Raw genomic sequence first — 16159 nt, 5'->3', positions numbered from 1 at the left:
TGTGGTTACTTCTGCTCGAACATCACATAGATCTTGCGGCAAGGCTCCAGCACCTCCCAAGTGCCTTTGAAGCCGGCGGGGATTACAAAGCGATCGCCGGCACGCAGGGTTTTCGCCCCGCCATCCTCGTCGCGCAGCACCGAAACGCCTTGGACGATCTCGCAGTATTCGTGCTCGGTGTAGTTCACTGTCCACTGGCCCACCTCACCTTCCCATACGCCAGCGGCAAACTGCCCGCACGGGCTGGAATAGTGGTTGTAGACCGCCTGGTCCGGCTCGCCCTTGAGGATTTTCTCTGCAGCCGGGCGGTAGCGTTCGGCCTCGGTGATGACCTGCGCGAAGTCGATGATGCTATCAATACTCATGGTTCGGCTCCTGTTGTTGTTTAATAAAATGAACATCAGTAGGCTTTTGAGCCTCTCGTGTCAAATATATTGATAGTTTACACCGGCTGGTTTAGGGTATCGCTTGCCAGTGTGCGCTTGGCGCCCGGCCAGAATTCTGACAACGCCTGTGAGTCCTCAGTGCGGCGTTGCACCTAAACAAGAGGAGGAGTTTCGTATGACCACCCTGACCCGTGCGGACTGGGAACAACGTGCCCAGCAACTGAAGATCGAAGGCCGTGCCTTCATCAACGGCGAATACACCGATGCCGTATCCGGTGAAACCTTCGAGTGCCTGAGCCCGGTCGACGGACGCTTCCTGGCCAAGGTTGCCAGCTGCGACCTGGCCGATGCCAACCGCGCTGTTGAAAACGCCCGTGCCACCTTCAACTCCGGCGTGTGGTCGCAGCTGGCCCCCGCCAAGCGCAAGGCCAAGCTGATCCGCTTCGCCGACCTGCTGCGCAAGAACGTCGAAGAGCTGGCGCTGTTGGAAACGCTGGACATGGGCAAGCCGATCGGCGACTCCTCCAGCATCGACATCCCAGGTGCGGCCCAAGCCATTCACTGGACTGCCGAAGCCATCGACAAGGTCTACGACGAAGTTGCCCCGACCCCGCATGACCAGCTTGGCCTGGTTACCCGCGAACCCGTGGGTGTGGTTGGTGCCATCGTGCCGTGGAACTTCCCGTTGCTGATGGCCTGCTGGAAACTCGGCCCTGCACTGGCCACCGGTAACTCGGTCGTGCTCAAGCCGTCCGAAAAATCGCCGCTGACCGCCATCCGCATCGCCCAACTGGCGATCGAGGCCGGTATCCCCGCTGGCGTGCTGAACGTGCTGCCAGGCTATGGCCACACCGTGGGCAAGGCACTGGCCCTGCACATGGACGTGGACACCCTGGTGTTCACCGGTTCGACCAAGATCGCCAAGCAACTGATGGTTTACGCGGGCGAGTCGAACATGAAACGCATCTGGCTGGAAGCCGGTGGCAAGAGCCCGAACATCGTCTTTGCCGACGCCCCGGACCTGCAAGCAGCCGCCGAGGCCGCAGCCAGCGCCATCGCCTTCAACCAGGGCGAAGTGTGCACTGCAGGCTCCCGCCTGCTGGTCGAGCGTTCGATCAAGGACAAGTTCCTGCCGATGGTGGTAGAGGCCCTGAAGGGCTGGAAGCCAGGCAACCCGCTGGACCCGCAGACCACTGTCGGTGCCTTGGTCGATACCCAGCAGATGAACACCGTGCTGTCGTACATCGAGGCTGGCCACAAGGACGGCGCCAAGCTGCTGGCCGGCGGCAAACGCACCCTGGAAGAGACCGGCGGCACCTACGTCGAGCCGACCATCTTCGACGGCGTGACTAACGCCATGCGCATTGCCCAGGAAGAAATCTTCGGCCCGGTGCTGTCGGTGATTGCCTTCGACACCGCCGAAGAAGCCGTGGCCATTGCCAACGACACCCCGTATGGCCTGGCCGCTGGTATCTGGACTTCGGACATTTCCAAGGCCCACAAGACCGCCCGTGCCGTGCGTGCAGGCAGCGTCTGGGTCAACCAGTACGATGGTGGCGACATGACCGCGCCGTTCGGTGGCTTCAAACAGTCGGGCAACGGCCGTGACAAGTCGCTGCACGCACTGGAGAAGTACACCGAGCTGAAGGCGACCTGGATCAAGCTGTAACCCGGTAGGTCCTTTTCGCGGGCAAGCCCGCTCCTGCAGGTCTTCGCGACCGTTGCAGGAGCGGGCTTGCCCGCAAATGGGCCCCTGGAAATATTGGCTGGGAGGCTGTAATGCGTTGGGGTACCTACTTCGCCGTACTGGCATCGGTGCTCAGTGTCGGGCTGGCGCTTGGCGTGAGCATGCCGCTGGTGTCCCTGCGCCTGGAGGCCTGGGGCTACGGCAGCTTCGCCATCGGCGTGATGGCGGCAATGCCGGCGTTGGGCGTACTGGCCGGCGCCAGCCTGGCCAGCCGCCTGGCAGGTTGGGTTGGCGTACCTTCGGCGATGCGCCTGTGCCTGTGGGGCGGGGCGCTGTCGATTGGCCTGCTCGCGCTGCTGCCTAGTTACCCGTTATGGCTGCTGCTGCGGCTGATGATCGGCATGTCTCTGACCGTGGTGTTCATCCTCGGCGAAAGCTGGATCAACCAACTGGTGGTCGAACAGTGGCGTGGCCGGTTGGTGGCGCTGTATGGCAGCAGCTACGCCCTGAGCCAGTTGGCCGGGCCGTTGGTGCTGGGTTTCCTCGGCTCTGATGACGACTTCGGCTTCTGGGCGGCGACCGGCCTGCTGCTGGCCGCGCCGCTGGTTCTGCTGGGGCGTGGTGGAGCGCCGAGCACGGAAGCCTGCAGTGTCACCTTTGGCGACCTGTTCGCCTTCTGCCGACGCTTGCCGGTAATTGCCTGGGCCATTGCCCTGTTCGCCTCGTTCGAGGCGATGATCCTCACCTTGCTGCCGGTGTATTGCCTGCAGCAGGGCTTCAGCACCGAAATCGCCTTGTTCATGGTGAGTACCGTGGTGGTGGGTGATGCGGTGCTGCAATTGCCCATCGGCGCGCTGGCCGACCATATGTCGCGACGTACCCTGTTCACTGGCTGTGCGGTGACCCTGCTGGTGTCCAGTCTGGCGATCCCGCTGCTGTTGCACACCCCGGTTATCTGGCCGTTGTGGGTGTTGTTCGGCGCCAGTGCCGGCGGCTTGTTCACCTTGTCGCTGGTGCTGATCGGTGAGCGCTACCGCGATGATGAGTTGGTACGGGCCAATGCCCACGTAGCCCAACTGTGGGGCATTGGCTGTTTGCTCGGGCCGTTGTTGGCCGGGGCGGGGAGCCAGTGGATCAGCGGGCATGCGTTGCTGTTCCTGATGGCGGCCGGGGCTGCGGGGTTGGTTGTATTGACGCGGCGGCGCGGAGCCTTTGAGCCGGTTTCTGCCTGATGATTTTGGGGGCCGCAAGGCCCCGGAATCGCCGCTATAGCATCTTCTCCAAGCCAACCGCCTTGCTGATCCAGGCATTGAAGCGTCGCCAGATCCCGCCCGGCTCAGACGTCAGCACGTGCCGTTGGCCATTGTCCTCGGTCGCCCACACCAGCTTGTTACCTATCAGTTTCACCTGATAGCTCAGCGCAGGCGCCATACCCTGCTGGGCCAGTTCGCGGGTGTATTCGGCCAGCTCCGGGCTGTCCACCAGTACCCCGACCTCGGTGTTCCACAATACTGAGCGCGGGTCGAAGTTGAACGAGCCGATGAAGGTCTTGCGCCGGTCGAACACGATCGCCTTGGTGTGCAGGCTCGAATCCGAGCTGCCACGGAAACTCAGTCGCCCCGCGCTGGGGTCGCCTGGCTGGCGGCGAAGCTCGTAAAGCTGCACCCCGTGCTCAAGCAAGGCACGACGATAGGGTGCATAGCCTCCATGCACTGCCGGCACGTCGGTGGCTTCCAGCGAGTTGGTCAGCAGCTTCACCGAAACGCCAGCGTCGGCGCGGCCGGTCAGGTACAGCAGCCCCGGTTCGCCCGGTACAAAGTAGGCCGATGCCAGGACCAACTCGCGGTGCACGTTAGCCAGGTCCGGAGCCAGTTGCTGGCTCAGCAGTAATTGCGGGTCCGGTTCGTCTTCGGCCAACACCTTGCTGGGCGCATCCCATAGGGCCTGTGCGTGAGCCCAGATCAGCTCGTTGCGCCACACATCCAGGCGCGGCTGCGACTGATAGGCCATCAAGCGGTCGTACAGGGCCTTGCGCTGGGTCCTGGCTTTGGCCAGCGACACTTCCAGGCGCTGGCGGCTAGCCCGCAGGTCGTTGGCATCCGGGTCATGCCAGAGGAAATCGGTGATCGGCCGGCTGAGGGCGCTGTTCCAGTACTGGTCGAAGCTGTGCCCCAGCTGCTCGGCTACCGGGCCCACGCCCAGCAGGTCGATGTCGGTGAAGTTGAGGTTGGGCTCGGCATCGAAATACTCGTCGCCCAGGTTGCGCCCGCCGACGATGGCCATGCTGTTGTCCACCAGGAACAGCTTGTTGTGCATGCGCCGGTGCTGGCGCGACAAGTTGAACAGCCGGCCCACGGCGCGCGTAACGCCGGTACTGCGCCCCAGATGCAGTGGGTTGAACACGCGAATGTGGATGTTCGGATGGGCATCGAGGGTGCCCATGACGGTGTCCAGGCCGTCGCTGGTGGTGTCGTCGAGCAGGATGCGCACGCGCACGCCACGGTCGGCAGCGCGCAGCAGTTCATGCACAAGGGCGCGGGTACTGAGACCGTCGTGGACGATGTAGTACTGCAGGTCGATGCTCGCCTGGGCGTTGCGTATCAGTTCGGCGCGGGCGCGAAATGCCTCGTTGCTGTTGGGCAGCAGGCGAAAGCCCGAGCGGCCGCCATAGGGCGCGGCCTGGCGCAGCACCGAGCGGCCAAAGGCCGATTCGTGGGCAGGCAACGCCTGGCTGGTTTCGCGGGGCGCGCTGATGCTTGTGCAACCGGCAACGCCGAGCAACAACACCAGCAGCAGAGGCAAGGCTCGCTGGAGTCTCAAGGGTGAACCGTCCTGTGCAGCAAGGGCTTTAGGGGTTTGACCGTGACGGGCGGCGCAAAGTTACGCGTCGGCGCTTTCGTCATCCAGTAGACGAAGGGCGGTTTCACCAACCTTGCGCACGGAGGCTTCGATTTGCGGCGTTGGCCTGGCGGCGAAATTCATGCGCAGGCAGTGGCGAAACTTGCCCGAGGCCGAAAAGATGCTGCCCACGGCAACCTGCACGCCCTGCTCCAGTAAAGCGCGGTTCAGCCGAAGCGTATCGAGATGTTCGGGTAATTCCACCCACAGCATGAAGCCGCCCTGGGGCCGGCTGACCCGGGTGCCCGCCGGGAAGTAGCGGGTCACCCAGTCGCCCATCAGGTCGCGGCCACGCTGGTACTGGCTGCGCATGCGCCGTACATGGGGCTGGTAGTGCCCGGCTGCGATGAAGTCAGCGATGGCCAGCTGAGGCTGGCTGGCGGTGCTGCCGGTGCTGATGTATTTCATGTGCAGCACGCGCTCCAGGTAGCGCCCGGGCGCCACCCAGCCGATCCGCAGGCCGGGCGCGAGGGTTTTGGAGAACGAACTGCAGAGCAGCACGCGGCCATCGTCGTCGAACGACTTCAGGGTGCGTGGGCGTGGGTAGGTATAGGCCAGGTCGCCGTACACATCGTCTTCCAGAATCGCCACGTCATAGCGTTGGGCGAGGCTCAGCAGGGCCTTCTTGCGTGCCTCGGGCATGATGTAGCCCAGCGGGTTGTTGCAGCTGGGGGTGATCTGAATGAGCTTGATCGGCCACTGCTCCAGGGCCAGCTCCAGCGCCTCCAGGCTGATGCCGGTGACCGGGTCGGTGGGGATTTCCAGCGCTTTCATGCCCAAGCCCTTGAGGGTTTGCATGGCGCCGTGGAAGCTGGGCGAGTCGACCGCGACGATGTCGCCTGGCTCGCAGACTGCGCGGATGCTGCATGACAGCGCCTCATGGCAGCCGGTGGTAATCACCAGGTCGGCCGGCCCCAGGCGGCAGCCGGAGTCGAGCATCAGCCGGGCCACCTGTTCGCGCAGGGCCAGGTTACCGTGGATGTTGTCGTAGTACAGGCCAGGCATGTCCTGGCGCCGGCTCAACTGGGCAAGGCTGCGCAGCAGCGGCTTCAGGGTAGGGCTGTCGATGTCGGGCATGCCGCGGCCGAGTTGCACCACATCCTGGCGCGGCGTACTGCGCACCAGCTCCAGCACCTGTTCCCACTGCGAGATGTCCACCGGGCGCTGGGCCGGGCGGCTGACTGCGGGCAGTGCCGGCAACTGCCGTTGGTCGCTGACGAAGTAGCCGGACTTGGGCCGCGGCGAGACCATACCGCTGTCTTCGAGCATGCGATAGGCCTGCTGCACGGTGCTCAGGCTGACCCCATGCTCCTCACTCAGTGCGCGCACGGACGGCAGGCGCTGGCCAGGGCGATAGAGGCCCTGCTTGATTCGGGCGCCGAGTATTTCGGCGAGATTCAGGTAGAGGGTCACGGCATACTCCTGCGCTGCATTGGCATAGCGACCGGTACAGTTGGGCTGAAAATACAGCATTCAGTCGACCAGCGGCCAATTCTGTATGGGAATAATAAGGCTGTATTGGATCTGTATTGTCGAGGGTGCCGACGCGCATGCTTTCTCCACGGTAACAACTGAACGGGAGGATGCGGTGATGGGTGGCATGAGCGATGTGCGCTTGCAACTGTTGGCCAAGGAACTGGAAGCCGGGCAGCAGGCCAAGGTGTTCAACGCGCCAGAGGGTTTGGGGCGTTGGGGGCTGATGCTGCATCGCTGGCATACCCGCAGGGCGTTGCTGCAGCTGACCGATGACGAGTTGCGCGATGTCGGGCTGAGCTGGGAGCAGGCCCGGATCGAAGGGCGGAAACCCTTCTGGAAGGACTGACACGATGGTCGCTGGAGGGCCTGTTGTTCCCCAGACTTGAAACTTGCACCGACCCTGTGGGAGCGGGCACGCCCGCTCCCACAGGGGGCGCGTCAGCTTTTAGATTTTAAGCAAGACAGTTGCTGCCACAAGGATGGGGACTTTCAAGTCAGCTCTTTGAGGCGATGCCACAGCATTCCCAGCGCCAGCAGTGGCGAGCGCAGGTGCTTGCCGCCAGGGAAGGTGATGTGCGGCACCTTGTTGAAAAGGTCGAAGCGCCCGCTTTCCTGGCCACTGATGGCTTCACCCAGCAGGCGCGCGGCCAGGTGGGTGGCGTTGAGCCCATGGCCCGAGTAGGCCTGGGCGTAATACACGTTCGGCTGGCTGGCCAGGCGGCCAACCTGCGGCAGGCGATTGGCACCAATGCCGATCATGCCACCCCACTGGTAGTCGATGCGCACGTCGGCAAGCTGCGGGAACACCTTGAGCATCTTCGGCCGCATGTAGGCGGCGATGTCCTTCGGGTCGCGGCCTGAATAGTGGCAGGCACCGCCAAACAGCAGGCGGTGGTCGGCGGACAGGCGGTAGTAGTCCAGCGCCACGCGCTGGTCACACACCGCCATATTCTGCGGCAGCAATGTGCGTGCGCGTTCTTCGCCCAGCGGCTCGGTGGCGATGATGTAGCTGCCGGCCGGCAGCACCTTGCCGCCCAGCTCGCGATTGAGGTCGTTGTGGTAGGCGTTGCAGCACAGTACCAGGGTCTTGGCGCGTACCCGGCCTTGGGCAGTATGCACCTGCACTTCAGTGCCGTAGTCGATGCGGGTGACTTCGGATTGCTCGAACAACTTCACGCCCAGGCGGGCGGCTGCGGCGGCTTCACCCAATGCCAGATTGAGCGGATGCAGATGCCCGGAGCCCATGTCGACCAGCCCCCCCACATAGCAGTCGGCACCCACCACGCTGTGGATATCGTCCTTGCCGACCAGCCGCAGCTCATGTGCATAGCCCAGACCGCGCAGCTCCTCGGCGTCTTGGGCAAAGCCCAGCAGCTCGGCGGGTTTGTTGGCCAGGTCGCAGTAGCCCCAGGCCAGGTCGCAGGCGATAGCATGCTTTTCTACCCGCTCGCGCACGATCTGTACGGCCTCCAGGCCCATCAGTTTCATGGTGCGCACGCCTTCTTCTCCGATGACCGGGAGGAACTGCTCCAGACCATGACCGACCCCTCGGATCAGTTGCCCGCCATTGCGCCCACTGGCGCCCCAGCCAAGTTTGCGCGCTTCCAGCAGGATGACCGAGAAACCACGCTCGGCCAGCTCGATGGCGGTGTTCAGGCCCGAGTAGCCGCCGCCGATGATGCACACGTCGGCGTTGTGTTCGCCTTGCAGGTAGGCGTGGTCGGGGTGTGGCGCGCTGCTGGCGGCGTAATAGGAGGCGGCGTGCTGCGCGCTGTGGATCATTGGGGCGGCCCTGAAAAATGGAGGGGGGACGAGGATAAGCTGTGCCATCGCGGCCGGGCAACCAGCGAGGGCTTCATACTCGTTCGCGGGTGAACCCGCGAATAAGCCTATAATCCAATCACTTTGTCAGCTTGTATCCCGTCATGTCCTGCAACCGCCACAAGATCCACTTCCTGCGCGAACTCATCCCCTCTTTCGAGTGCGAGCCCGGCTGCCACGACTGCTGCGGCCCGGTCACTACCTCGGCGGAGGAAATGGCCCGCCTGCCGCGCAAGTCCCAGGCCGAGCAGGACGCTGCTCTGGAGCGTCTGGACTGCGTGCACCTGGGCCCCAACGGCTGCACGGTGTATGAAGAGCGGCCGATGATCTGCCGGTTGTTCGGTACCACCCCGCGCATGGCCTGCCCGCGTGGTCGTGGCCCTGAACCGATGATCGACCCCGCCGCTGAACAGTTGGTCCACCAGTTCATTGCCACCACCCGCCAGGTGCTGGTCTAGCCTCAGTCCGGGATCGGCAGGCAAAGGCTCTCCTTCACCTCTTCCATCACGATGTAGCTCTTCGATTCGCGCACGTGCGGCAGTTTCAGCAGGATGTCGCCGAGCAGCTTGCGGTATGAGGCCATTTCCGAAATACGCGCTTTAACCAGATAGTCGAAGTCACCCGACACCAGGTGGCATTCCAGCACGTGGGGCAGCTTCAAGACCGCGCGGCGGAACTCCTCGAAGGTATCGCCCGACTTGTAGTCCAGGCTGATTTCCACGAACACCAGCAGGCTGCCCTTGAGGTGCTGCGGGTTCAGGCGGGCGTTGTAGCCCATGATGATGCCCTCGCGCTCAAGGCGGCGAACCCGCTCGGTACAAGGAGTGGTGGACAGCCCAACTTTCTCGCCCAGTTCGGTGAAGGAAATACGCCCGTCATTCTGCAGGATACGCAGGATGTTGCGGTCGATCTTGTCCAGTTCACGCTTGGTCTGGTGCTGGGTTCTCATAGGGGATGCCCCTCCGTGAAAGGCGATTTTGCCGAGAATTCTCGCCAATAATAGGCTTTTATATAGTGAATTGCACTGGTCTCAAATTCCTATACTGCGCCCATTCATGCCATTTCAATAAAAGTGTGCGGCGCGCCGCGTGTGAGGGATAAAACGATGCGAGTTCTGGTACTTGGTAGCGGTGTAATCGGAACCGCCAGTGCCTACTACCTGGCCCGGCAAGGTTTCGAAGTCACGGTGGTCGACCGCCAGCCGGCGGTGGCCATGGAAACCAGCTTTGCCAACGCCGGCCAGATCTCGCCCGGCTATGCCTCGCCCTGGGCTGCGCCTGGCGTACCGCTCAAAGCCATCAAGTGGCTGCTGGAGCGTCACGCCCCCCTGGCCATCAAGCTCACGGGCGATGTCGACCAGTACCTGTGGATGGCACAGATGCTGCGCAACTGCACTGCCAGCCGCTACGCGGTGAACAAGGAGCGCATGGTGCGCCTGTCCGAGTACAGCCGTGACTGCCTCGACGAGCTGCGCGCCGAAACCGGCATCAACTACGAAAACCGCAGCCTGGGCACCACCCAGCTGTTCCGCACCCAGGCCCAGGTCGATGCTGCGGCCAAGGACATTGCCGTACTCGAACAGTCCGGTGTGCCCTACGAGCTGCTCGACCGCGACGGCATTGCCCGCGTCGAACCCGCCCTGGCCGGCGTGAAAGATATCCTGGCCGGCGCCCTGCGCCTGCCGAACGACCAGACTGGCGACTGCCAGCTGTTTACCACCAAGCTTGCCGACATGGCGTTGAAGCTGGGCGTGGAGTTCCGCTTCGGCCAGGACATCCAGCGCCTGGACTTCGCGGGTGACCGCATCAATGGCGTGTGGATCGACGGCAAGCTGGAAACGGCAGACCGCTACGTGCTGGCGCTGGGCAGCTACTCGCCACAGATGCTCAAGCCGCTGGGCATCAAGGCTCCGGTGTATCCGCTGAAAGGCTATTCGCTGACCGTGCCGATCACCAACAGCGACATGGCCCCGACTTCGACCATTCTCGACGAGACCTACAAGGTTGCCATCACCCGTTTCGACAACCGCATCCGCGTTGGGGGCATGGCTGAAATCGCTGGTTTTGACCTGTCGCTGAACCCGCGTCGGCGCGAAACGCTGGAGATGATCGTCAACGACCTTTATCCTCGCGGCGGTGACCTGAGCCAGGCCAGCTTCTGGACCGGCTTGCGCCCGGCGACCCCGGACGGCACACCGATCGTGGGTGCCACGGCGTTCCGCAACCTGTTCCTGAACACCGGTCACGGTACCTTGGGCTGGACCATGGCGTGCGGTTCCGGCCGCCTGCTGGCCGACCTGATTGCGCGCAAGAAGCCGCAGATCAGTGCCGAAGGCCTGGATATCTCCCGTTATGGCAATAGCCGGGAAGTGGCCAAGCACGGGCAAAGCGCGCCGGCTCACCAGCAGTAACAGCCTGTGCCGGCCCATTTGCGGGCTTGCCCGCTCCCACAGGAACACCACCGCTTTTGAAAGCTGTGCACGACCTGTGGGAGCGGGCAAGCCCGCGAATAATCCACCACCGATTTCAACCCGAACCACCATAAGGCAGCCGCTATGCGTCCCGCCCGCGCCCTGATCGACCTCCAGGCCCTGCGCCACAACTACCGTCTGGCCCGTGAACTGACGGGTGCCAAAGCCCTCGCCGTGATCAAGGCCGATGCCTACGGCCACGGCGCCGTGCGCTGCGCCCTGGCCCTCGAGGCCGAAGCCGACGGCTTTGCCGTGGCCTGCATCGAAGAGGCGCTGGAACTGCGCGCCGCCGGTATCAAAGCCCCGGTACTGCTGCTGGAAGGTTTTTTTGAAGCCAGCGAACTGGCGCTGATCGCCGAGCACGACCTGTGGTGCGTGGTGCACTCGCTGTGGCAACTGGAAGCCATCGAGAAAACCCCGCTGCACAAACCGCTCAACGTCTGGCTGAAGCTGGACAGTGGCATGCACCGCGTTGGCCTGCACCCCAAGGACTACCACGATGCCTACCAGCGACTGCTGGCCAGCGGCAAGGTTTCGCGCATCGTGTTGATGACCCACTTCGCTCGCGCCGACGAACTGGACGCTGACGCTACCTCCCAGCAAATCGCCGTGTTCGAAGCTGCCCGACAGGGCCTGGCCGCCGAATGCAGCCTGCGTAACTCGCCCGGCGTGCTGGGCTGGCCGCAAGCGCCCAGCGACTGGGTGCGCCCAGGCCTGATGCTGTACGGCGCCACGCCGTTCGAAGTGGCGCAGGCCGAGGCCGCACGCCTGCAACCGGTGATGACCCTGCAATCGCGGGTGATCAGCGTGCGCGAGCTGCCTGCCGGCGAGCCGGTTGGCTATGGTGCCAAGTTCGTCAGCCCTCGGCCGACCCGCGTGGGTGTGGTCGCCATGGGCTATGCCGATGGCTACCCGCGCCAGGCGCCTAACGGCACCCCGGTGCTGGTCGCTGGCAAGCGCACCCAGCTGATCGGCCGGGTGTCGATGGACATGCTCAGCATCGACCTCACCGACGTACCGCAAGCCACTGTCGGCAGCCCGGTCGAATTCTGGGGCAAGCAGGTGCTGGCCAGTGAAGTGGCCGCGCATGCGGGCACTATTCCCTATCAGATCTTCTGTAACCTGAAGCGGGTACCACGGGACTACATCGGCGAATGAGACGCTGAAGCGGACAGGTTGGGGGCGGTGTGTTGTAAATACTGAACGGCATTGCCATGATATCGTTCACATCCACCCCCCTTTCACCGTTTCAGGAGGCTCCAGCTTTGGACGTCGGCGAACGACTGCAAGCCATCCGCAAGCTCAAGGGCCTGTCGCAGCGCGAACTCGCCAAGCGTGCTGGCGTGACCAACAGCACCATCTCGATGATCGAGAAGAACAGCGTAAGCCCCTCTATCAGCTCGCTGCGCAAAGTGCTTAGCGGCATTCCCATGTCCATGGTCGAATTCTTTTCGGTCGAGCTGGAGCCCCAAAGCCCCACTCAGATCGTCTACAAGGCCCATGAGCTGATCGATATCTCAGACGGTGCTGTGACCATGAAGCTGGTGGGCAAGTCGCACCCCAACCGTGCCATCGCTTTTCTGACCGAGGTGTACCCGCCAGGTGCGGACACCGGTGCCGAGATGCTCACCCACGACGGCGAGGAGACCGGTATCCTGCTTGAAGGCCGCCTGGAGCTGGTGGTCGGCAACGAGATTTTCGTTCTCGAAGAAGGCGACAGCTACTACTTCGAAAGCACCCGCCCGCACCGCTTCCGCAACCCATTCGACCAGCCGGCGCGGCTGATCAGTGCGGCGACGCCTTCAAACTTTTGATCCAGCGCAGTGCATTGATTCGGCAATACCCCTTTCCTGTGTGGGGTCGTTTCACGGCCTCTGGGTTCCCGCTATACTTTTCAACGCTCGCCGATCCGTGGCCGCGAGCGTGATTAGCCACCATGAGGGTGTTCGCGTGAATCAAATCAAGAAGATGCTGGCCGTACCAGCAGCCGTATTCGCCCTCTGGGCAATGAGCGCAACCGCTGCGACCAATGACGACATTGCCAAACGCCTGGAGCCGGTTGGCCAGGTGTGCGTCCAGGGCCAGGAGTGCAAAGGCATGGAAGTGGCCGCTGCAGCGGGTGGCGGGGGAGCCAAAACGCCGGATGAAATCATCGCCAAGCACTGCAACGCCTGCCATGGCAGCGGCTTGCTCGGCGCGCCTAAAATTGGTGACACCGCCGCGTGGAAAGAACGCGCCGACCACCAGGGCGGTCTGGATGGCATCCTGGCCAAGGCCATTACTGGTATCAACGCCATGCCGCCAAAGGGCACCTGTGCAGACTGCTCGGATGAAGACCTGAAAGGGGCGATCAAGAAAATGTCCGGGTTGTGATTTACAGCTGAATTGCATGAGGCCCGCCGTTGATGGCGGGCTTTGTTTTTGTGGTGCCCGAGAAAGGTCCAGCACAGGCAACCAACCCGCTAGAGCCATGTCCATGGATGTCTCCAGAAGCTCCAATCGGGCTGAGCCTGATTCCATGAGAACTAGCATTTTTACCAGTTCTATTTTTCAGGGTTCTGAAGAACACTGACGCTTCTGATTGAAGTGGTGGCTAACAATGGATCTGGGCGATAACTGTCCCGAGCAACATGCAGCCGGTCGAACACAGCCGCAAAAGCTGATCCCCGGCAGCGCCCTTCGGCATCTGGCCTATTCGCCTTATGGCTATCTCTCGATTTTCCAGGCCGTGCTCGGCTTTAATGGCGGCCGACAGGACCCTGTTACCGGCTGTTATCTACTGGGTAACGGTCGTCGAGCATTTAACCCATCATTGATGCGCTTTATTAGCCCGGACAGCATGAGCCCGTTCGCAGCGGGTGGTCTGAACTCTTATGCCTACTGCCTAGGAGACCCGGTTAACCGGGAAGACCCGAGCGGTTATTTCTCTTTCTTCAAATTTGTCTCGCGATTGTTCAGGTATTTTTTTCCAAAGAAAAAGCCTACGACGTCTGGGAAGTTGCACCGGGCGATTGTTTTTGAAACCGAAGTAATTACCAAGACCTACAGTGATATACCTTCCGATACAAAGATCAAGGTGGTCAAATCGCCGAAAAGTGTGCCGGATGGCTATGTATTGAGGATGGTGCATGGTGCTCAGAAAGAGCATGTTAAATCATTGTTGAGCGGGCTCGATCCTGGCTATAAAAAGAATGGATCCTACGGCGCGCACGTTTATGGCACAACGAATATTGATGCGGCCAGCAACTACACAGGCCAGGACGGATCTATAGTAGGGTTTTACGTGCATGAGTCTGAGTCCTGGGTTCGCGGTAAGGACTATTGGTATGTTCATAAAAATGCGATAGCGATCGATAATAGCGCGTATCACAAGGTTCATGTGAGCGAAGAAGTGGTATTTCCATTTTTAATTAGTAAGACGCTTAAAGTAAGGTGGGGTTGACCAGAGTTTGCCCTAGGCAACCAACCCGCTTGAGCTCATGTCCAACCCCTGAACCCACGGATGTTTCAGGAGGCCCCATGCACCTCTGCTCCATCGACCAGGCTGTCGAGCAGGTCTTGTCCCGGCTGCCAGCCCATATCCATATGGGCCTGCCTTTGGGCCTGGGGAAACCCAACGCCTTCGTCAACGCGCTTTACGCCCGCGTACGCGAGCTGCCCGAACGGCGCCTGACCATCTATACCGCACTTTCCCTCGGCCGCCCGCCACTGGGCGATGGCCTGCAGCGGCGCTTTCTCGAACCCTTCGTCGAGCGTGTCTTTGCTGACTACGAAGAGCTCAGTTACCTCGCAGACCTGCGCAACGACACGTTGCCACCCAATATTCGGGTCGAACAGTTCTTCATGCAGCCCGGCAGCCTGCTGCACAGCGAATCGGCCCAGCAGGACTACGTCAGCAGCAACTACAGCCACGCCGCACGTGATATCAACGCCAAGGGCCTGAACCTGATAGCCCAGTTGGTGGCCGCCACCCCCGAAAAGCCCGTGCACCTGAGCCTGGCCTGCAACCCAGACATCACCCTCGACCTGCTGCCGATGATCGCCAAGCGCCGCGCTGCAGGCGAAACCATCCTCATGCTGGGCCAGGTGCATGCCGAACTGCCCTACATGCCAGGCGATGCCGAGCTGCCCATCGATGCCTTCGACCTGCTGCTCGATGAAGTCGAGCAACGTCGGCTGTTTTCCACACCAAACATGCCGGTTGGCATTCAGGACCACTGCATCGGCCTGCACGCCAGCAGCCTGGTGCGTGACGGCGGCACCCTGCAGATCGGCATTGGTGCCATGGGCGATGCGGTTGCCGCGGCATTGCTGGCACGTCAGGGCGACAACGCCGGTTACCGTGCGGTGCTCAAGGCGCTGGATGTCGGACCGTGGCAGGCGTTGATCGAGCGAGAAGGGGGCCTGGACACCCTTACCCACGGCTTGTACGGCTGCAGCGAGATGTTCGTCAACGGCCTGCTGGTGCTGGCCGAAGCAGGGCTGCTACGACGCCCGGCGGACGAGCAGGGCGCAATACTGCATGGCGGCTTTTTTCTCGGCCCGCAAGCGTTCTACCAGCGCTTGCGCGAGATGCCGCTGGAGCAGCGCGCGCAGTTTGTCATGACCCGTATCAGCTTCATCAACGAGCTCTACGGGCAGGAGGCACTCAAGCGCCGACAACGTCGTGATGCGCGCTTCATCAACACCGCGTTTGGCATGACCCTGCTCGGCGCCGGGGTGGCCGACCAGCTGGAAGACGGCCGGGTGCTCAGTGGCGTGGGCGGGCAGTACAACTTCGTTGCCCAGGGCCATGCGCTGGAGGGCGGGCGTTCGATCCTGCTCTTGCGCAGCTGGCGCGAGGCAGGCGGGGAGGTGACCTCGAACCTGTTCTGGACCTATGGCCACTGCACCATTCCCCGGCACCTGCGCGATATCGTGGTGACCGAGTACGGCATTGCGGACTTGCGTGGGCAGACTGACAGCGAAGTGATTGCGCGGTTGTTGGCGGTGAGCGATTCGCGGTTTCAGCCGGGCCTGATCAAGCAGGCCAAAGACGCTGGCAAGCTTGCCGACGACTTTCAGCTGGAGGCGCGCTTTACCGACAATACCCCGCAACGCCTGGAGGCGATCAGGGCACAGCATGCGCGGCTGTTCCCGGAGTATCCGATGGGCACGGACTTTACGGCCGAGGAGCGGGATCTGTTGCGGGCGCTGAACTGGTTGAAGAGCAAGTTCAAGCTGAGCGAGGTGCTGGAGCTGGGCAAGGCAGCGTTGGATGCACCGGGGCCGGAGGGGTATGAAAGCCACCTGGGGCGGATGCAGTTGGGGCAGCCGCAGGGGCTTAAAGAAGAACTTTACCAGCGCTTGTTGTTGGCGGGGCTGGCGGCAACCAGATAAAAGGGTTGCGGCCATTCGCGGGCACGCCCGCTCCCACAGGTA

At 62.3% G+C, this 16159-nt stretch carries 15 protein-coding genes; 10 read left to right on the top strand and 5 right to left on the bottom strand.

The window, feature by feature from the left end; genetic code table 11:
• Positions 1–5 precede the first annotated feature (5 nt).
• Entirely contained in the window at positions 6–365 is a 360-nt protein-coding gene (locus tag LU682_RS28755; protein WP_010955786.1) for a cupin domain-containing protein, read from the bottom strand.
• Positions 366–561: 196 nt separating this feature from the next.
• Between LU682_RS28755 and LU682_RS28750 the strand changes: the two genes are divergently transcribed.
• On the top strand, positions 562–2055 hold the full coding sequence (locus LU682_RS28750; protein ID WP_010955785.1) for an aldehyde dehydrogenase: 1494 nt from the start codon (positions 562–564) through the stop codon (positions 2053–2055).
• A 110-nt stretch (positions 2056–2165) separates the two neighbouring features.
• The gene (locus LU682_RS28745; protein ID WP_003253511.1) at positions 2166–3305 is read left to right on the top strand and encodes an MFS transporter; all 1140 of its coding nucleotides are present in this window, start codon (positions 2166–2168) and stop codon (positions 3303–3305) included.
• Between the two features lie 34 nt (positions 3306–3339).
• Here LU682_RS28745 and LU682_RS28740 read toward each other — a convergent pair whose 3' ends face one another.
• Entirely contained in the window at positions 3340–4893 is a 1554-nt protein-coding gene (locus LU682_RS28740; RefSeq protein WP_010955784.1) for a phospholipase D family protein, read from the bottom strand.
• A 60-nt stretch (positions 4894–4953) separates the two neighbouring features.
• On the bottom strand, positions 4954–6384 hold the full coding sequence (locus LU682_RS28735) for an aminotransferase-like domain-containing protein (protein WP_162490574.1): 1431 nt from the start codon (positions 6382–6384) through the stop codon (positions 4954–4956).
• Positions 6385–6562: 178 nt separating this feature from the next.
• Here LU682_RS28735 and LU682_RS28730 point away from each other — a divergent pair, with 178 nt between their 5' ends.
• Positions 6563–6793: a DUF1127 domain-containing protein gene (locus LU682_RS28730; protein ID WP_003253515.1), complete on the top strand. Its 231-nt coding sequence runs from the start codon at positions 6563–6565 to the stop codon at positions 6791–6793.
• 143 nt (positions 6794–6936) lie between these two features.
• On the opposite strand, the gene LU682_RS28725 is transcribed toward LU682_RS28730, so the two are convergent.
• Positions 6937–8229 carry an NAD(P)/FAD-dependent oxidoreductase gene (locus LU682_RS28725; protein WP_010955781.1) on the bottom strand — a complete coding sequence of 431 codons (1293 nt, stop codon included), beginning with the start codon at positions 8227–8229 and terminating at the stop codon, positions 6937–6939.
• Positions 8230–8372: 143 nt separating this feature from the next.
• Between LU682_RS28725 and LU682_RS28720 the strand changes: the two genes are divergently transcribed.
• Positions 8373–8726: a YkgJ family cysteine cluster protein gene (locus LU682_RS28720; RefSeq protein ID WP_003253518.1), complete on the top strand. Its 354-nt coding sequence runs from the start codon at positions 8373–8375 to the stop codon at positions 8724–8726.
• 2 nt (positions 8727–8728) lie between these two features.
• Here the strand turns inward: LU682_RS28720 and LU682_RS28715 are convergent, their stop codons facing one another.
• Complete coding sequence (locus LU682_RS28715) at positions 8729–9217, bottom strand: Lrp/AsnC ligand binding domain-containing protein (protein ID WP_003253520.1); 489 nt, start codon at positions 9215–9217, stop codon at positions 8729–8731.
• 156 nt (positions 9218–9373) lie between these two features.
• Between LU682_RS28715 and dadA the strand changes: the two genes are divergently transcribed.
• The 6 genes from dadA to LU682_RS28685 all read left to right on the top strand — a co-directional run bounded on the left by dadA (position 9374) and on the right by LU682_RS28685 (position 16117).
• A complete protein-coding gene (dadA, locus tag LU682_RS28710; protein WP_010955780.1) occupies positions 9374–10678 on the top strand; it encodes a D-amino acid dehydrogenase in 1305 nt (434 codons plus the stop codon).
• 144 nt (positions 10679–10822) lie between these two features.
• The gene (gene alr / locus LU682_RS28705; protein WP_010955779.1) at positions 10823–11896 is read left to right on the top strand and encodes an alanine racemase; all 1074 of its coding nucleotides are present in this window, start codon (positions 10823–10825) and stop codon (positions 11894–11896) included.
• Positions 11897–12003: 107 nt separating this feature from the next.
• Complete coding sequence (locus LU682_RS28700; RefSeq protein ID WP_003253526.1) at positions 12004–12552, top strand: cupin domain-containing protein; 549 nt, start codon at positions 12004–12006, stop codon at positions 12550–12552.
• Positions 12553–12706: 154 nt separating this feature from the next.
• Positions 12707–13111: a c-type cytochrome gene (locus tag LU682_RS28695; RefSeq protein WP_033723760.1), complete on the top strand. Its 405-nt coding sequence runs from the start codon at positions 12707–12709 to the stop codon at positions 13109–13111.
• 226 nt (positions 13112–13337) lie between these two features.
• Positions 13338–14180, top strand: a complete 843-nt coding sequence (locus tag LU682_RS28690; RefSeq protein ID WP_232857505.1) for an RHS repeat-associated core domain-containing protein — start codon at positions 13338–13340, stop codon at positions 14178–14180.
• Positions 14181–14257: 77 nt separating this feature from the next.
• Positions 14258–16117, top strand: coding sequence for an acetyl-CoA hydrolase/transferase C-terminal domain-containing protein (locus LU682_RS28685; protein WP_049588356.1), 1860 nt, complete (start codon positions 14258–14260; stop codon positions 16115–16117).
• The last annotated feature ends 42 nt before the right edge of the window (positions 16118–16159 follow it).

Origin of the sequence: Pseudomonas alloputida, from assembly GCF_021283545.2 — a bacterium.
GTDB classification, from domain to species: Bacteria; Pseudomonadota; Gammaproteobacteria; order Pseudomonadales; family Pseudomonadaceae; genus Aquipseudomonas; species Aquipseudomonas alloputida.
The sequence above is the reverse complement of the archived record's forward strand: the minus strand, read 5'-3'. Positions and strand labels throughout refer to the sequence as shown.

Coding starts and splice junctions, on each gene's coding strand:
- LU682_RS28755 (WP_010955786.1), bottom strand. CDS start 365: ATGAGTATTGATAGCATCATCGACTTCGCGCAGGTCATCACCGAGGCC.
- LU682_RS28750 (WP_010955785.1), top strand. CDS start 562: ATGACCACCCTGACCCGTGCGGACTGGGAACAACGTGCCCAGCAACTG.
- LU682_RS28745 (WP_003253511.1), top strand. CDS start 2,166: ATGCGTTGGGGTACCTACTTCGCCGTACTGGCATCGGTGCTCAGTGTC.
- LU682_RS28730 (WP_003253515.1), top strand. CDS start 6,563: ATGGGTGGCATGAGCGATGTGCGCTTGCAACTGTTGGCCAAGGAACTG.
- LU682_RS28725 (WP_010955781.1), bottom strand. CDS start 8,229: ATGATCCACAGCGCGCAGCACGCCGCCTCCTATTACGCCGCCAGCAGC.
- LU682_RS28720 (WP_003253518.1), top strand. CDS start 8,373: ATGTCCTGCAACCGCCACAAGATCCACTTCCTGCGCGAACTCATCCCC.
- LU682_RS28715 (WP_003253520.1), bottom strand. CDS start 9,217: ATGAGAACCCAGCACCAGACCAAGCGTGAACTGGACAAGATCGACCGC.
- dadA (WP_010955780.1), top strand. CDS start 9,374: ATGCGAGTTCTGGTACTTGGTAGCGGTGTAATCGGAACCGCCAGTGCC.
- alr (WP_010955779.1), top strand. CDS start 10,823: ATGCGTCCCGCCCGCGCCCTGATCGACCTCCAGGCCCTGCGCCACAAC.
- LU682_RS28695 (WP_033723760.1), top strand. CDS start 12,707: ATGCTGGCCGTACCAGCAGCCGTATTCGCCCTCTGGGCAATGAGCGCA.
- LU682_RS28690 (WP_232857505.1), top strand. CDS start 13,338: ATGGATCTGGGCGATAACTGTCCCGAGCAACATGCAGCCGGTCGAACA.
- LU682_RS28685 (WP_049588356.1), top strand. CDS start 14,258: ATGCACCTCTGCTCCATCGACCAGGCTGTCGAGCAGGTCTTGTCCCGG.